Origin of the sequence: Streptomyces phaeoluteigriseus, assembly GCF_001896135.2 — a bacterium.
Classification (GTDB): Bacteria; Actinomycetota; Actinomycetes; order Streptomycetales; family Streptomycetaceae; genus Streptomyces; species Streptomyces phaeoluteigriseus.
This window is the reverse complement of sequence record NZ_MPOH02000065.1, coordinates 1-14,917: the sequence shown is the minus strand read 5'-3', so window position 1 is coordinate 14,917 and position 14,917 is coordinate 1. Positions and strand designations below refer to the sequence as shown.

Genomic DNA, 14,917 nt, shown 5'->3' with positions numbered 1-14,917 from the left:
TTCCGCCGCCTGCGCATCCGCTGGGAACGACGCGACGACATCCACGAAGCCTTCCTCGGCCTCGCCACCTGCCTCATCACCCACCGACACGTCCAACGCTTTTGTTAGGACCTCTAAGTCTGGTAGCCATCCTCAGCGGCACCAGATCCATGGCCGCCATCGCCCGCCTTCGCCGCCGCCAGTGACTGTGACCTGCGGACACGATTACTGTCAGGCGCCCACCGTGAGTTGCCCCCTGCACCGATGTTGTCGAGGTCAGCGGATTGCGGGCAGGGCCTTGTCAGGGTGGGCGGCGTGGACGTAGCGGACGGCGGTTCCGGGGTGGATGCCGAACAGGTGCACCAGGTGGACCGGGTCGGCGCTGTGCCGGGCCTCGTCCAGTACCCGGTCGCTCCACATCTGGCGCGGGGTGATCCCGGTTTGGTCGAACACGCGGCGCAGTGCGCAGTAGCTGACGGGCGGAAGAGCGGGGTGGTGCGCGGAGTGGGTGGTGACGAGGAGATGCGGGTTGGGGGAGGCGGGCCATTGCTGGTGTCGCGCCTGGAGATAGTCGTCCAGGAGGTGGCGGGTCAGTGTGTCGAGGTGGACCGTGTGCGGTTGGCCGCGCAGCTGCAGTCGGAGGGTGGTGTGGGCCAGGTCGAGCGCGATCAGGGGCAGCCGGGCGACATCGGTGACTTTGATGGCGTGGACGGCGACCAGGCCGACGGCCAGACGGCCCGTGCGCAGCGCACGCACCGGCCCCACGGGTGGTTCCCCCGGCGGTGCCAGCCGGTGCAGCCGTGGCACAGGCGGGTGGTGATGCCCCAGCTGCCGCAGTGCGCGCAGCCGGTCACGATGCCGGCGGGCGCACCCTTGCGGTGCGGACGCATCTGGTCGCTCACCTGCGTGGGCTCCTGCCACAGACCCGCGTGGGCCAGCACCTCCTGGGCAGCAGCCGCGCCGAACTGCATCCCGCGGCCCTGGTCGAGGATCTCGCGCGTTACCTTCCTTCCGCCCTCGGCATCCCGCACGGCCAGGGCCAGACGCAGACGCCGCCCTACCTGAGCGCGCCATGCCTGGCCAAGACCCCGCCTCCGCGCCAGCACCAGCGTGTGCCGCTTCAATTCCTCCTCCTCTGGCCAGTGCCTCTGGGCAAGTGCGACCAGCTCCGACTCCGACGTCCCGAGCTGACGCAGCACTGGGAACAGGACCTGCTGGCCGGGCATCACCGCGGGCAGGACACATCGGGTGGACTCCGCCGGCCGTACAGCGGCCGGCCGTCCCAGACGCCGGGCCTCACACGCCGCGGCGGGAAACAGCAGCCGCAACTGCGTCGGAGCCGGAAAACGAAGCGCGGTGTCCGTCGCACGTTCAGTGCGCACGGCCAGCACGCACCCGCGGCACAGCCCTTCCACACCCAGGTGCTGCTCGTACCGGCACCGAAGACACGCCCCGCGCTGGGGGTGCTCGTGGTCCCACAGCTGACATCCGCTGCACCGCCAGCTGCGGCGGGCCTGTGCCGGAGCCACCGCCAGGCAATCCTCGCACTGCCTCATCCGTCCCATCGCGCGCCTCAGTTGGGAGGATGCAGACGCCGCGGGCCGTCGCGCCGCGGCACCGGACGCACCGGACCTGGATCCCTTTCGCCACCCGCGGCCCTCTGGGTCTCAGCCTCTTCGACACCGGCAGTCACGGCCGGCTCGGCCTCCAGAAGGTCGGCCACGGTGCACCCCAGCGCCTGACAGATCAAGTCCAGGTCTTCGAGCCTTACGGTGACCGGCGTGCCGCCCCACAGAGCAGACACCTTGCTCAACGACGGGTTGAAACCCACCCGCCGGAACGCCGCCAGCAAGTCCGTCGGACGCCAGATGTCCTGCCGCGCCGCCACCCAGCGCAGATTCCACTTCACCGCAGACTCCCCGTGTCGGCCACCAGCCGCTGCCCGGCCCGCTCGGCCGACGCCCGCCGCGCCGCCTGCTCCGGATCACCCTGCGCAGTCAGCAGATACCGAACCGTCGTCGTACTCCACCAATGGCCCAGCAAACGCTGCACCTCCCACAAGGACATCCCGCGCTCATAGTTGTGCGTCGCGCACGCGTGCCGCAGAAGATGAGGAACAGCCGACGACAGTCCGCCACGACGGTGGGTGCGCCGACCGAGTAGGGGCGTGTGCCTCGCTGCACCCCCACCGGCCTCCGCCACACCTCCGTTGGCGATTGATCAACCACCGTAGCGGCTGCGCAAAACCTCGGTGGTCCTTGACATCAGCGCTATCGCGCCTTGCGGTTGGACCTCTGCCAACGGACGTTCTGTCTGGGGGTCGTAGGCAGTCAGCCCCGTTTCCTTCTCGACGATGGCCGCCAGGGCAAAGACCTTGCCGAGCACGACCGCGGCATCTTCCCCTGCATGCCAGTAGGGCACTGTGATGCTCACCTCGTCACCGAAGACGGACAGGTCGATGCCGGTGCCCGAGTGGCTGAGGTCTCGGGACTCCTGTTCGTACTCAGTGATGTCCACTTCGCCCAGCAGAAACCGGGCCTGCGGGACTATGCGTTCCCAAGCTTCAAGGAGGCGGGCAGGGGTCGGCTCGCTGTGCTCGGCCGCGTCTTCCATCGCCTCCAGGACCTCATCCCAGGATTGCCCGTCGCGTCGGCTCAAGAAGTAGATGTCGTAGCTCATCGCGCGATCGTAGACACTCCGATCGCTGGCCACAGTCGACCTGATCTCTCACGACGAGGGGTTGCTCACCAGTCCCGCCACCGGTCCGTGAGCTCGTGCCGGCCGAGCCCGTACCTCGCGGTCAGGGCCGCGACGTCGACTCCCTGCTCGCTGAGCGCCTCATCGATGCAGGCGCACAACTGCTCGCGCTCATCGGTTTCGAAGGCGCACTCGTCGTGAGCCTCGTTCACGGCGTTCAGGGCCAGGACGACGCGCTCCACTGCGGCGAAGATCTGTGTGTCGTCGCCCTCTGCGAGCGTGGGCACCTCGGCATCGAACACGTCGAGGACAGCATCAATCTCCACCAGCAGCTCTCCGGGGAACAGCTCGACCATGCACGCGCAGTCGGGATCCAGGGTGCCGGCGGAAAGCTCCGCGGCCTCCTTGGCTATGCCCCTGCGCCAGTTCGTCGTCGGTCTCTCAGCCATGGAGCGGACCGTGCAGCGCAGGTCTGACAGCAAGACCCATCTTCACGAGGGAGGAAGCTGATGGCGTCGGCGTCCGAGCTGTAGGCGGCGCCGCGCAGGGCGCTGGAGATGAAGGTGTTACGGCGGCGGATCCAGGCATGTGCCCGGCCGAAGCGGCCGGGATCCTGCGCGGCGGGACGGTGGGGTGAGTCTCGTTCCAGGTGGTGCTCTTTGAGTCCAGTGGGGTGGCCAGGTGTAGACGTGCCCTGGGCGGGGACATGCGTCGGTTGGTGCTCCTGGCGCTCCTGGTGCCGGTCATCGGCCGAAAGCCTGTGACCGGTACGTTCAGGCGGGGTGCGGTGGATCTGAGGGCTCACCGAGGAGAGGGCGCTGGCCCGGTTCGCCCTGTGGCACGGGCCCTGGAGCGGCTTGTGTGGAATACGTAATGCTGCTGGGTGCCTGCCTCGTTGATGAGATCGTGTTCCTCGACGACCAGTGGAAGCAGGCGCTGGACGACACCTTCGGCCCGTCGCCGGAGGAACGCGCCCGGCAGGAACAGCAGCAGGGCGAGTCCGGGGGGAACTGACCGTGGGTATCGGCGACTTCATCAGTGACATCACGCCCGACTCGGTCGAGGACGTGGTCGAGGACGGCGTCGAGTGGGTGGGCAACCGGGTCGAGGACGCGGGCAGTTGGACCGCCGACCGGCTGGACGACGTCGGCTGGGAGTCCGGCGCGGACTGGGTGCGCGAGCAGTCCCGCTCGGTCGCCAACCGGCTGGGCGCCGAGGTCGACGAGATGGACCTCGGCCAGACCGAGGACAAGACCAAGCTGATCTACGGCAGCCCCGACACGTTGCGCTCCACCGCCGAGAAACTGTACGCCTTCCAGAAGGCCTTCGACGGCACCGGCGACGGTCTCAAGGGCATGGACCCGGCCCGGCTCAAGGGCGAGACGGCCGAGGCGCTGCGGACCGCGGTGAGCACCCAGCTGCCCAAGTGGTTCACCAGCGCCGACGCGGTCGAGAAGGCGGCCGCCGCGCTGGAGGCGTTCGCCAACACCGTGGTGTGGGCTCAAAACCAGGCGCAGACGGCGATCGACATGTGGAAGGAGGGTGTCAAGGCCTCCGAGGACGCCGCCGACGCCCACCGCAAGAAGGTCGACGACTACAACAGCGCCGTCGACCGCTACAACGCCCAGCCGGCGGACAAGCGCGACCCGGCCTCGCTGCCGGCCAAGCCCGCGGCGACGTTCGACGACCCGGGCAAGAAGCTGATGAAGGAGGCCCAGGACATCCTCGCCGAGGCCCGCACGCAGCGGAACTCGGCGGCGGAGACCGCCCGCGCGGCGGTGCGCGCGGCCCGCGACATGGCCCCGAAGAAGCCGTCGTACACGGAGCAGTTGGGCGACGGGCTGCAGGAACTGCAGATCATGGGCGACCACGTCGGCGGCGGCATCATCAAGGGTACGGCCGGGCTGCTCAACTTCGTGCGCAGCGTGAACCCGTTGGACCCGTACAACATCACGCACCCGGCCGAGTACGCCACGTCCCTCAACAGCCTGGCCGCCGGCCTGGTGGTCGCCGCCAACGACCCGGTCGGCACCGGCAAGCAGATGATCAGCGACTTCATGAAGGATCCGGCCGAGGGCTTCGGCCGCCTGATCCCGGACCTCGCGCTGACCGCCGCCACCGGTGGCGGCGGCGCCGCGGTGAAGGGCATCCGCATCGCGGAGGAGGCCGCCGACGCGGCCCGGCTGCGCAAGCTGGTCGACGACGCCCCTAACGGCACCCACAACCGGCCCGACGGAACTCGTACCGTTGCCGGTACCGACCCCGTCGACCTCGCCTCGGGCCGGATGTTCCTGCCCCAGACCGACCTCGAGATCCCCGGCATCCTGCCGCTGGTCTTCACCCGCCGCACCGAGTCCGGCGCCACAACCGGCCGCTTCCTGGGCCCCGCCTGGACCTCCACCGTCGACGAGCGCCTCCAGGTCGACGCCATCGGTGTCCTGCACGTCACCGCCGACGGCCTGCTGATCCCGTACCCGCACCCGGTCCCCGGCGCCCCCACCTCGCCGGAATCGGGCACCTTCCGCACCCTGCTGGCCCGCGAGCCCGACGGCGACTACACGCTCACCGACCCCGACAGCGGTCTGGTCCGCCGCTTCACCGCCCCGCCCGGCACCGAACCGGGAGGCGATGGCACCGCCTGGCTGGAGCGGACCGAGGATCTTCACGGCAACTGGTGGGCCGTCGACCGCGGCGAGGACGGCCTGCCGCTGGCCCTGGTCCACTCGGCGGGCCACCGGGTGAAGCTGACCACCGCCGACGGCCTGGTCACCGCCCTGTCCCTGGCCGGTGGGGGCGAGGACGGCACGGACCTGCCCCTGATGAGCTACGGCTACCAGGACGGCGACCTGACCACCGTCACCAAACCCTCGGGCGCCGCCACCACCTTCGTCCACGACGACCGCCACCGCGTCATCGCCTGGATCGACTCCAACGGCAGCCGCTACGACTACCTCTACGACGACCACGACCGCGTCGTCGCCGAAGGCGGCGAGGCCGGCCACGTCCAGATCACCCTCACCTACACCGAACCCGACCCCGCCACCGGCCACCGCACCACCACCCTCACCACCGCCGACGGCCACGCGACCCGCCACCTCGTCGACCACCACTCCCGGGTGATCGCCACCACCGACCCCCTCGGCCACACCACCCGGTTCCGCCACGACGCCCGCGGCAACGTCCTGAGCCGCACGGACCCGCTGGGGCGGACCACCGCGTACTCCTACGACGACGAGGGCCGACTCGTCACACTCACCCGGCCCGACGGCAGTGAACTGAGTGCCGTGCGGGGCTTGCTCGGACTGCCCACACAGTTTTGCGGGCCGGACGGCACCCGCTGGCTCCAAGAGTTCGACGAACGCGGCAACCGCACCGCCGTCACCGATCCGGCAGGCTCCACCACCCGCTACACCTACGACGACCGGGGCAGGCTCACCACAGTCACCGACGCCCTCGGCGCCACCACCACCGTGCGCTGTGACGCCGCCGGCCTGCCAGTGGAAGTGACCGACCCGGCCGGCGGCACCACCCGGATGGAACGCGACGCTCTGGGCCGCACCGTCCGCATCACCGACCCGGTGGACGGCATCACCTGGCTCCAATGGGACGCGGACGGCAATCTCGCTTGCCGGACCGCCCCGGACGGCGCGACCGAGTCATGGACCTATGACGGCGAAGGCAACTGCCTCACCCACACCGACCCGGCCGGCAGCGTCTCCCGCTTCGAGTACACACACTTCGACCTGCCGGCCGCCCGCACCCGGCCCGACGGCACCGGCTACACATTCGAGCACGACACCCACCTACGGCTCACCCAGGTCACCAACCCCCAGGGGCTCACCTGGTCATACGAGTACGACCAGGCCGGCCGGCTCATCTCCGAGACCGACTTCGACGGCCGCACCCTCACCTACCACTACGACGCCGCCGGACAACTCACCTCCCGAACCGACGCCCTCGGCCATGTCACCTCCTACACCTACAACCAGCTCGGCCAGGCAGTGCGCAAGGACGCCGCGGGCAAGGTCACCACCTATGCCTACGACCGGGCCGGACGCCTGCTGCAGACAGTCGGACCGGACAGCGAGGTCGCCTACGTCTACGACCGGCGGGGCAGAATCAAAACCGAACTCGTCGACGGCCGTGCCATGAACTACGCCTACGACGTCCTGGGCCGTCGAGTCCGCCGCACCACCCCCACCGGCGCAGTCACCGAATACGGCTACGACACCGCCGGCCGCCCCACTCGGATGAGCGTCGACGGCCGCGAGGTCACCTTCACCCATGACGCGGCCGGCCGCGAACTCGAGCGCGTCTTCGGCGGCGCACTCATCCTGGCCTCCGCCTGGGACGAGGCCGGAAGACTCTCCGCCCAACACCTGACGATCAACGACCGCTCCCTCAACCACCGCCGCTACTCCTACCGCCCCGACGGCCACCTCGCCTCCCTGTCCGACGACCTGTCAGGCTCGCGCACCTTCGACCTCGACACGGCCGGCCGCGTCACCGCCGTCCACGCCCAGGACTGGATCGAGCACTACGCCTACGACACCGCCGGCAACCAGACCGACGCTTCCTGGCCCGCCTCCCACCCCGGCCACGAGGCCACCGGACCGCGCACCTACACCGGCACCACCCTCACCCGCGCCGGCACCGTCCGCTTCCAGCACGACGCCCTCGGCCGGTCGTCCTGCGCCAGAAAACCCGCCTCTCGCGCAAACCCGACACCTGGCACTACGCATGGGACGCCGAAAACCGCCTCACCTCCGTCACCACCCCCGACGGCACCCGATGGCGCTACCGCTACGACCCTCTGGGCCGCCGCACCGCCAAACAACGCCTCGCCGACGACGGCGAGACCGTTGCCGAAGAGATCCGTTTCACCTGGGACGGCACCACCTTGTGCGAACAGACGGTCCACACGCCGGACCTGCCGCACGTGGTCGCCCTCACCTGGAACCACCGCGGCCTGGCTCCACTGTCCCAGACAGAACGCCTCCTCACCCCGGACGACCGCCAGGAAGAGATCGACCGGCGATTCTTCGCCATCGCCACTGACCTCATCGGCACGCCCACCGAACTCATCGACGAATCAGGTCACATCGCCTGGCGCGCCAGGAGCACCCTGTGGGGGACCACCGCCTGGACCCGTTCCAGCACCGCCTACACCCCCCTGCGCTTTCCCGGCCAGTACTACGACCCCGAAACCGGCCTCCACTACAACCTCTTCCGCCACTACGACCCCGAAACCGGCCGCTACACCTCACCAGACCCCCTCGGTCTGGGACCTGCACCGAACCCGGTCACCTACGTCCACAACCCGTTCACCCTCTGCGACCCGCTCGGCCTGTCGCCCTACTCGCGGTTCAAAGGACTGGGCTGGCTGACCGAGAAGCAACTCCAACGCCCGTCGTTCCGATACCAGCAACTCGTCACCAACCAGAGCTACGAGCAACAGTGGATCCTGCCGGACGGCCGGGAAGTCCACATCGACGGCGGCCCACGAGACGGCTGGGTCACCGAAGCCAAGTGGACCGGCGGCGACAAATACGGCGAATGGGAAAAATCCCCGTACAACCCCGATTCTGACTTCTATGACGAGAACCGGCTCACCACCCAGACCGAGAAGCTGCTCGCCCTCAACGAGGACCTCAAGGGCAAGGGAGTCCGCTATATGGTGTCCAACGAATGGGGCGCCGCGCACGTGAACGAGGTGCTGTCCAAGGCCTTCCCCGAGGCCTACGCCAGCGGACAGCTCAAGGCCTATCACGTGCCCGGCAACGGCATGAGTGGAATGAGTTCATGGCTGCAGTGACCGCAATGCTTGAAGAACTCCGCGACCTGGTCCCGCTGACCATCGAGGGCGCGGCGGAAAGGTTCGCAGCCCAGGAGTGGACGCCCGGCGGCAAGCCCCGCGACGGCGTGGAGACGTCCTGGCGCAAAGACGGCATCCGGGGATGGACCCAGAAGTTCCGCAGCGGAGCCGTCCGCGCCTCATTCGCCGTCTGGATCCGCGACGTCGACGAATCCGGCTACTTCGACGACCTGGACGCCGTCTACGAACAAGGCGAGCAGGAACTGGCCACGTTCCTCCCCGAGATCGAAAACTCCCCGCTCGCCGACCACCTCGCCCAGACCGACCTGACGGATGCGGACAAGGACGAGTTCATCGCGGCCCGCAAGTGGATCCTTGACGGACGGACCCTGACCGCCGGTGTCGTACAGCAGGACACCGACCTCCCCGTGATGGTCGTGGCCGTCCTGGAAGAACCCGCGCCCGCCTCAGCGTGATCCTGCTTTCCCAACAGCCCGAGGTGCCGGTACGGCTCGTCCGGCACCGGTCCTTGACCCCAAGCCGCCTCCACCCGGATGAGGGCATCGGCCCGGGGTGTCCGCGCCGGAAACCAGATCATCGCCTGCCGCAAAGACGGCTACCGTGCTGCGGACGGCGCCAAAGCCGGGCTGCAACCCGGTATATCCGGAAGGAGAGGCGAGCATGCTGGCTGTGGCGGAGCGCGTACGTTCCCGTGCCCTGGGCGAGGTCGAGATCGTGTGGCATGCGCCGGTGGATCCCGCATCGTGCGACGGCAACTGCGCCCTGCACGAGATCGCGTGCGGGGAGCCCGGCATCAGCGCGCCCGGCGGGAACCGCGAACTGCCCGCCGACCTCGCCGAGAGCGGCCAACGGTGGTGCACGGCCTGCCGTGACGCCGTGCGGCAGACGGCGTGAACGCGCACCCCGCCTGCCCAGCCCCGAGCATGCCCACTGCAACCACGGCTGCCGCCTGCGCGCACGGCGCGCCCGCCGCCAGTCCCGGCAGTAGGGGCGCCAGTGGTCGGCCGTGGGTGCGCTCGCCCCGCCCGGCGGACCGGGATGTGATCGCCGAGCTGGCCTCGATGGCGCTGGCCGCCGGGGAAGGGGATTACGACGTCTCGCAGTTCGCGGCCGCTGCCTGCACCGGCAGTGGCCGCATCCGCGTGCCCCACGGCGCCGGTCGGGTGCTGGTGGGCGGGCTGTCCGGCAGCGTGGAGCCGGCCGGTCTGCTCTACCTGCTGCCGCCCGTCCGCCTCATCACCGCCCACCACGACCACGGACCGGCCGCGCAGGCCCGGCTGGCCGCCGACCTGCGCGAGATCGAACTCGTGGTCGTCGCCGCCCACGCCCGGCGCGCGGGCGTGGGCAGCGCCCTGCTGGATGCCGCGTACGCGCTGGCCGCCGACGACCACGCCCGCGTCCTACTCGCCAGGATCGCCGCCCATGACTTCCCGGTGCTGCGCTGGTGGCGCCACCGCGGCTACACCCTCGCCCGGCCCGGCCACTGCAGCACCCCATCACGTGCCGCGACGGCAACGACGGCTACCGCCTGGCCGTGCGCCCCCTGACCGGCACCGTCAGCGAGGAGCGACTGCTCCACGTCCGCCCCGGGAGGTGGGCATGACGTCCGCAAGGGGGAGTGGTACAGCGCCAACATCAACACCTACGTCCCCCTACCGACCGGCCTGAACATCTACCACCGGTCCCGCTCGCCGGGCCTGGAACTCCAGAGCCTCTCCCTGGACGGCGAAGGAGCGCGAGGCCTTCACCAACGACCTGGGTGACGACCACTCGCTGCCCTCGTCCACGCCAGCCGTGACGTTCATCAGCGCCAGCCTCTCCCGCCGTGGACCAGTTGCCGTCGAAGCGCGGCATCCGCGCTTCCTCACCGAACGGGGTGCGAAGTGCTGCAGCGAGCGGGAGGTGGGGGAGTGGCTGGGCGGACGCCTTCTGTATGCGATTCGTGCGCGAAATGTGCGCTCAACATACGGTGCGGAGACGGCAGGACCAGCGGGCCGCCCCAGAACGGCAGCGGTACGGGTGCAGGCAGCGGGGTGGTGCGGCCGTTCCTTCATGCCCGGTACCGCGTAGACGCGCCGTACGACGCCACTGCTAACCGCGCTGGTTTCCGACTGGCCCCTGCCCCACGGTGCGGACTGGCACCGCAAATGCCATCTGCCGTGCGCCTACCTCGCCTCCGGCGCCGCCCCTGCCGTACTCACCTGCGACACTCAGCTCACCGGCGTGAAGATCGGTTCTTGGCTCGCCCGCCACCTGGCCACCTGGGCTGACCTCCACCCCGGCCAGCAGCAGCTGATGATCACCTGCCCCTCACCCCCACCAGCAACCCGCTCACCCCCGCCCGCCGTCCCCGGCGCACCTTCGGGCAGGCCGTGCAACTGCTGGAGCTGTTCCTACACAGTGATTGCCGTCCCCACGGGGGTGGCGGGAGTGGAAGCATGCATCACCCCGGCAAGTTGAGTGGCCGGGGCGAGGAGAGGTGGGGCATGGCGGTGAAGCCGGGGATGTGGGAGATGGTGGGGAACAGCCCGCGCACTCACACTCCCAGCAGCCCCTTCGCCCCCACCGAGGCCGGCGGCGGATCCTCTGCGCCTATTGGACGGCCGGGACGAGAGACACGGCCGTACGTCGCGGCGACGCGAGAGCCTGCTGCTCCAAGGCGCCAAGGCCGCGCCGCCCTATGCCGCCCACCCCGGAACATCGCCGCCCTATGCCGCCCACCCCGGAACATCTTCGACCCGGAGGGTCCCGACACCACCGCGGCACGGGAGGCCTCAAGGCCCGGACCCGCCCGCGCGTGCGCCCCGGCTGGACGTGCCGCAGGTGTTGGTGTCCGGGCCGTCGAGCGCCCGGTCACGGACTGCACGACGTTGCCGGATGGCGGACGCGGTCATGGCCGGGCCTTACGGTCAGGCAAGGCCCGATCCGGCTGAAATGCGCCCGCCTGCATGATCTCGGCACACTGAGTCAGCCCGATTCGATCGAGTTGCTGCGCCAAGTCCTCCACCGGGCCCGCGGCAGCAGCGACCGACGTGTGGCCCAGGCCCCCGAAGACGCCGCGGCTATCGCCCGGCTGTGTGCGGGCCTGCCGCTGGCCCTGTGCACCGCCGCTGCCCTGCTCGCCGACACCCCCACGCGCCCGCTGTCCTCCCTCGCCCAGGCGCTGCGCGCAGAACACTCCCGGCTCGATCGGTTACGGCGCGAGGACCGAGCCGTCCGCGCCGCCTTCGAGCTGTCCCATCAACACCTTGACCAGGACCACGCCAGATTGTTCCGGCTCTTGCCGCTCAACCCCGGACACGACCTCGCCACCGAATCTGCCGCCCGCCTCGCCGACGTGGACGTGCCGCAGGCGGAGGAGATGTTGCAGGACCTGGCCCGCTCTCACCTGATCGAACCGGGCCCCGTATGGGGCCGCTGGCGCCTGCACGACCTGGTGCGCCTCTATGCGGACGAGGCGGGGCACGCCTACGCCGATCCCGACCAACGTGACGCCGCCCGCATCCGCCTCCTCGACTTCTACGAGGCCTTCACCTGGGCTGCCAACACCCACCTGGACCTGCAGCCTGGCACGCGCACCCACTACTTCGCCGACCGCGACGGTGCACTGTCCTGGCTCGACGCCGAGTGCGACAGCCTCGTCGCCGCCGTCACCATGGCCACCGCCCATGGCCGCCACGAAACCAGCGCAGCTCTCGCCGTCTACCTTGTCGAGTTCCTCCACTTCCGCCGCCTGTTCGACAGCTCCATCACCATCAGCACCGTGGCCATGGCCGCATGCCGTGTCCTGGGCGATCACGTCGGCGAATTGACGATGTTGAACAACCTCGGCACCGCCCTGCACCAGACCCGTCGGTTCGACGAGGCCATCGAGACTCTCACCCGCGCCGCCGCCACGGCTCGCAGCCTCAACGACCGCCACGGCGAAGGCATAGCCCTGACCAACCTCGGCAACGCCCTGCACGAGGTACGCCGACTCGAAGAAGCCATCGATGCCCACACCCGGGCCGCTGTGTTCGCCGGCGAAACCGGCGACCTCCACCTCCAAGCCACCGCGCTGAACAACCTGGGCCTGGCCTTGAGAGAGCTACGCCGGTTCGAGGAGGCCATCGACGCGCATACTCGGGCCGTCGACATCGCGGACGAAATCGGCGATCGCCGCCTGGAAGGCATGTCGCTCACCAAGGAAGCCGCCACGGCCGCTCGCCAGAGTGGTGACCGGCGCCGCGAGTCGGCTGTGCTGAACGAGCTCGGCGGCACATTGCGTGAAGTCCGCCGGTTCACCGAGGCTGTCGACGCCTACACCCGGGCCGTCGAGATAGCGCTCGAGCTCGGCGACCTGCACCCCGCAGGACTTCTCCAGACCAACATCGTGTACGCCCAGGCGCTGGCCTTAGGGCCGCAGGGCCGGCCGCCCAGCTGATGGTCTTCTCGCGCCGGCCCGTAGGTCGGTGCCGCCGCGGGATCGGGTGTCTGGCGGAGCGGATCAGCCGAGGTCGGTCTCGGTCGGGGCGCCGGGAGTGTGCCAGCGGACGGTGATGGTGCGGATGACTCCTTGGTCACGCATGGCCTGAACGCGGTGCTGGCCGTTGGTGAAGGCGCTGGTGGCGCAGATGGCGAGGCTCGGCGCGAGCAGGGTGTGCAGCGCGTGGTTGTCGGCGGCGGGTCCGGCGGCCCGGGCCTTGTCCAGAGCGTAGGGGGCGATGTCGCATCCGGTGGCGCCGTCGCGGTGGGCGTCCTCGATCAGGGTGATGGCGGTCTCGGACAGCCTCGTCCAGTCCTGCTGGTGATACCAGCAGCAGGAGGCCGGCCGTGCGGGGTGCGTGCGCCAGAACAGCAGACGGCGCCAACTGTTCGGGCCGGGCATGCAATGGGGCTCGCGGAAGGGACGCGGCTGGGGCAGAGCGGCGACCGGAGTGATCTCGTAGACCGGGATCTCCTCGGGCTCGGCGGGCGGCGGCTGGTAGCCGTCGCCGCGGCTGCCGTCGGCCGGCTGACCGAGGAGGTGCTCGACCTGTGCGGCGGTGAGCCGGTGCCAGCGGGGCTCGGCGAGGCGGTGGTGGCCGACGACAGTGAAGGTCACCAGCTGGAAGGGGGACTCGTCATCGCCTGGCTCATCGAGCTGCCGCTGGATCCACAGGGGCGGCTCGGCGTCGTCGGGCCGGTGGCATCGCCAGACCGCGCTGGCGTAGGCCTCCGCCCGGTTGATCAGGCTCGGCCCGTCGTCGACGGTCTGGATGGCAAGCACGACGGGCCGGACAGCGGCGGCGTCGAACAACTGCAGGCGGAAGGCACCCGGCGCCGGGGCCTGCTCGGCGCCGCGGAACATGTGGTCGTCCACGGTGCGCTCACGCCGGGCGGCGTACTGGGAGAGGAGCCGGGCAACCCGGTCGCCGGTGGCGTCAGGAGAAGTGTGGGAGCTCATCGCCTTGTTGTGGTCGGGGGCGCGCGCGGGTGCTAATGGTCAGCCTTCTCAGGATCTATACCACGACCGATCCGGTCACAGTGATCGCTCCCGTTTCGTGCCGCGCGGGCGCGACTGAGCCCACGGACGCCTGCTCATGCATCACGAGCGACGGTGACCGTCACAGCGTAGGGCGCGGGCCGCCGAGTTGGCGGTGTCCGAGCCCGCCGCTGCGCGGTGAGCAGCATCGGGCCCCGGGGTCCTGTGGCTCACGACGTGCGGGTCCGGTCCCGGTCAGCGCCGTCGGATGCCCGCCGTGCGCCGTTGTGCAACGAGACGGTACCTGGAAGCGGATCTTCGTGCAGTTGCAGGCCGAGGCCGACGCGAAGGGCTTGATCACATGGGACGTGAGTGTGGACTCCACGGTCGCCCGGGCTCACCAGCACGCCGCCGGCGTGCGAAAAATGGGGCACTGCAGAAGGAGCCTCCCGGCGGCATCATCGCCTGCCGGCTTCCTTCAGTTCGGCCATCGCGCGCATCCACTGCTCCCCGAAGCCGACGGCCCCCGTCTCGTCACCGGGGATACGGAAGACGTCCGGGTCCTCTGCGAGCTGCTCCATCAGCGCCTCGTACAGATTGCCGAAGGGCGGCTCCATGCAGACCGCCAGAGACTCGGCGAACTGCCCAGGGGAGGGGCTGACGGCGATGACGTGGTCCAGGAAGGGGAACATGCCCCACTCATGCCCCACTCGTCGATCCGCTGCCGCAGCGCGGCCTGCGCCGGTGTGTCCGGCATGAGCAGCCCGTGCATCACATACAGCCCGTAGAACCAGCGCAGACCGAGCAACACCATCCGCGCCCGCACGAGCTCCTCATCACGGGCCCGCCTCACCACACCCACCGCATCCACGTACCGCTCCAACAGCCCCCAGTCCACCGGCGGCCCCTCGCCCCGCTCGGCCGCCCCCAGCATCTGCGCCCAGTCCTCGACCGTCAGGCCG

The 14,917-nt window shown here is 69.9% G+C and carries 13 protein-coding genes and 4 pseudogenes; 9 read left to right on the top strand and 8 right to left on the bottom strand.

What is annotated here, in order from left to right:
- Nucleotides 1-108: pseudogene (locus BM536_RS38735) on the top strand (IS5/IS1182 family transposase); the annotation flags it as partial.
- Nucleotides 109-255: 147 nt separating this feature from the next.
- On the opposite strand, the gene BM536_RS38730 reads toward BM536_RS38735, so the two are convergent.
- From BM536_RS38730 to BM536_RS38705, 5 genes are all read right to left on the bottom strand, one after another.
- Nucleotides 256-744, bottom strand: coding sequence for a hypothetical protein (locus tag BM536_RS38730; RefSeq protein ID WP_143651159.1), 489 nt, complete (start codon nt 742-744; stop codon nt 256-258).
- A gap of 808 nt (nt 745-1,552) precedes the next feature.
- On the bottom strand, nt 1,553-1,888 hold the full coding sequence (locus BM536_RS38720; protein WP_073499976.1) for a helix-turn-helix domain-containing protein: 336 nt from the start codon (nt 1,886-1,888) through the stop codon (nt 1,553-1,555).
- Nucleotides 1,885-2,181, bottom strand: coding sequence for a tyrosine-type recombinase/integrase (locus BM536_RS38715; protein ID WP_281258633.1), 297 nt, complete (start codon nt 2,179-2,181; stop codon nt 1,885-1,887). Before BM536_RS38715 ends, BM536_RS38720 begins: the two co-directional genes overlap by 4 nt.
- Before the next feature lie 18 nt (nt 2,182-2,199).
- Complete coding sequence (locus tag BM536_RS38710; RefSeq protein ID WP_094104094.1) at nt 2,200-2,658, bottom strand: hypothetical protein; 459 nt, start codon at nt 2,656-2,658, stop codon at nt 2,200-2,202.
- A 65-nt stretch (nt 2,659-2,723) separates the two neighbouring features.
- Nucleotides 2,724-3,125 (bottom strand): hypothetical protein, encoded by a 402-nt coding sequence (locus tag BM536_RS38705; RefSeq protein WP_073499980.1) that lies wholly within the window; start codon nt 3,123-3,125, stop codon nt 2,724-2,726.
- 412 nt (nt 3,126-3,537) lie between these two features.
- On the opposite strand from BM536_RS38705, the gene BM536_RS41035 reads away from it, so the two are divergent.
- The 7 genes and pseudogenes from BM536_RS41035 to BM536_RS38675 all read left to right on the top strand — a co-directional run bounded on the left by BM536_RS41035 (nt 3,538) and on the right by BM536_RS38675 (nt 12,935).
- Nucleotides 3,538-3,690 carry a hypothetical protein gene (locus tag BM536_RS41035; protein ID WP_158086599.1) on the top strand — a complete coding sequence of 51 codons (153 nt, stop codon included), beginning with the start codon at nt 3,538-3,540 and terminating at the stop codon, nt 3,688-3,690.
- 2 nt (nt 3,691-3,692) lie between these two features.
- Nucleotides 3,693-8,035: pseudogene (locus tag BM536_RS38700) on the top strand (putative T7SS-secreted protein); the annotation flags it as partial.
- 315 nt (nt 8,036-8,350) lie between these two features.
- Nucleotides 8,351-8,491 carry a hypothetical protein gene (locus tag BM536_RS43770; protein ID WP_245874039.1) on the top strand — a complete coding sequence of 47 codons (141 nt, stop codon included), beginning with the start codon at nt 8,351-8,353 and terminating at the stop codon, nt 8,489-8,491.
- A 5-nt stretch (nt 8,492-8,496) separates the two neighbouring features.
- A complete protein-coding gene (locus tag BM536_RS38695; RefSeq protein ID WP_079275236.1) occupies nt 8,497-8,967 on the top strand; it encodes a hypothetical protein in 471 nt (156 codons plus the stop codon).
- Between the two features lie 205 nt (nt 8,968-9,172).
- Entirely contained in the window at nt 9,173-9,406 is a 234-nt protein-coding gene (locus BM536_RS38690) for a hypothetical protein (protein ID WP_073498806.1), read from the top strand.
- A 29-nt stretch (nt 9,407-9,435) separates the two neighbouring features.
- Nucleotides 9,436-10,059, top strand: coding sequence for a GNAT family N-acetyltransferase (locus BM536_RS38685; protein ID WP_143651155.1), 624 nt, complete (start codon nt 9,436-9,438; stop codon nt 10,057-10,059).
- A 1,487-nt stretch (nt 10,060-11,546) separates the two neighbouring features.
- Nucleotides 11,547-12,935, top strand: a complete 1,389-nt coding sequence (locus BM536_RS38675; protein ID WP_073498810.1) for a tetratricopeptide repeat protein — start codon at nt 11,547-11,549, stop codon at nt 12,933-12,935.
- A gap of 63 nt (nt 12,936-12,998) precedes the next feature.
- Here the strand turns inward: BM536_RS38675 and BM536_RS38670 are convergent, their stop codons facing one another.
- Nucleotides 12,999-13,937, bottom strand: a complete 939-nt coding sequence (locus tag BM536_RS38670) for a hypothetical protein (protein ID WP_094104093.1) — start codon at nt 13,935-13,937, stop codon at nt 12,999-13,001.
- Between the two features lie 338 nt (nt 13,938-14,275).
- Between BM536_RS38670 and BM536_RS43765 the strand changes: the two are divergent.
- A pseudogene (locus tag BM536_RS43765) lies at nt 14,276-14,386 on the top strand (IS5 family transposase); the annotation flags it as partial.
- A gap of 27 nt (nt 14,387-14,413) precedes the next feature.
- On the opposite strand, the gene BM536_RS44165 reads toward BM536_RS43765, so the two are convergent.
- Nucleotides 14,414-14,536 carry a hypothetical protein gene (locus BM536_RS44165; RefSeq protein ID WP_281258634.1) on the bottom strand — a complete coding sequence of 41 codons (123 nt, stop codon included), beginning with the start codon at nt 14,534-14,536 and terminating at the stop codon, nt 14,414-14,416.
- Nucleotides 14,536-14,917: pseudogene (locus BM536_RS42015) on the bottom strand (hypothetical protein); the annotation flags it as partial. The gene BM536_RS44165 and the pseudogene BM536_RS42015, both read right to left, overlap by 1 nt.

Coding starts and splice junctions, on each gene's coding strand:
- BM536_RS38710 (WP_094104094.1), bottom strand. CDS start 2,658: ATGAGCTACGACATCTACTTCTTGAGCCGACGCGACGGGCAATCCTGG.
- BM536_RS38705 (WP_073499980.1), bottom strand. CDS start 3,125: ATGGCTGAGAGACCGACGACGAACTGGCGCAGGGGCATAGCCAAGGAG.
- BM536_RS43770 (WP_245874039.1), top strand. CDS start 8,351: ATGGTGTCCAACGAATGGGGCGCCGCGCACGTGAACGAGGTGCTGTCC.
- BM536_RS38695 (WP_079275236.1), top strand. CDS start 8,497: ATGCTTGAAGAACTCCGCGACCTGGTCCCGCTGACCATCGAGGGCGCG.
- BM536_RS38690 (WP_073498806.1), top strand. CDS start 9,173: ATGCTGGCTGTGGCGGAGCGCGTACGTTCCCGTGCCCTGGGCGAGGTC.
- BM536_RS38685 (WP_143651155.1), top strand. CDS start 9,436: ATGCCCACTGCAACCACGGCTGCCGCCTGCGCGCACGGCGCGCCCGCC.
- BM536_RS38670 (WP_094104093.1), bottom strand. CDS start 13,937: ATGAGCTCCCACACTTCTCCTGACGCCACCGGCGACCGGGTTGCCCGG.
- BM536_RS44165 (WP_281258634.1), bottom strand. CDS start 14,536: ATGGAGCAGCTCGCAGAGGACCCGGACGTCTTCCGTATCCCCGGTGAC.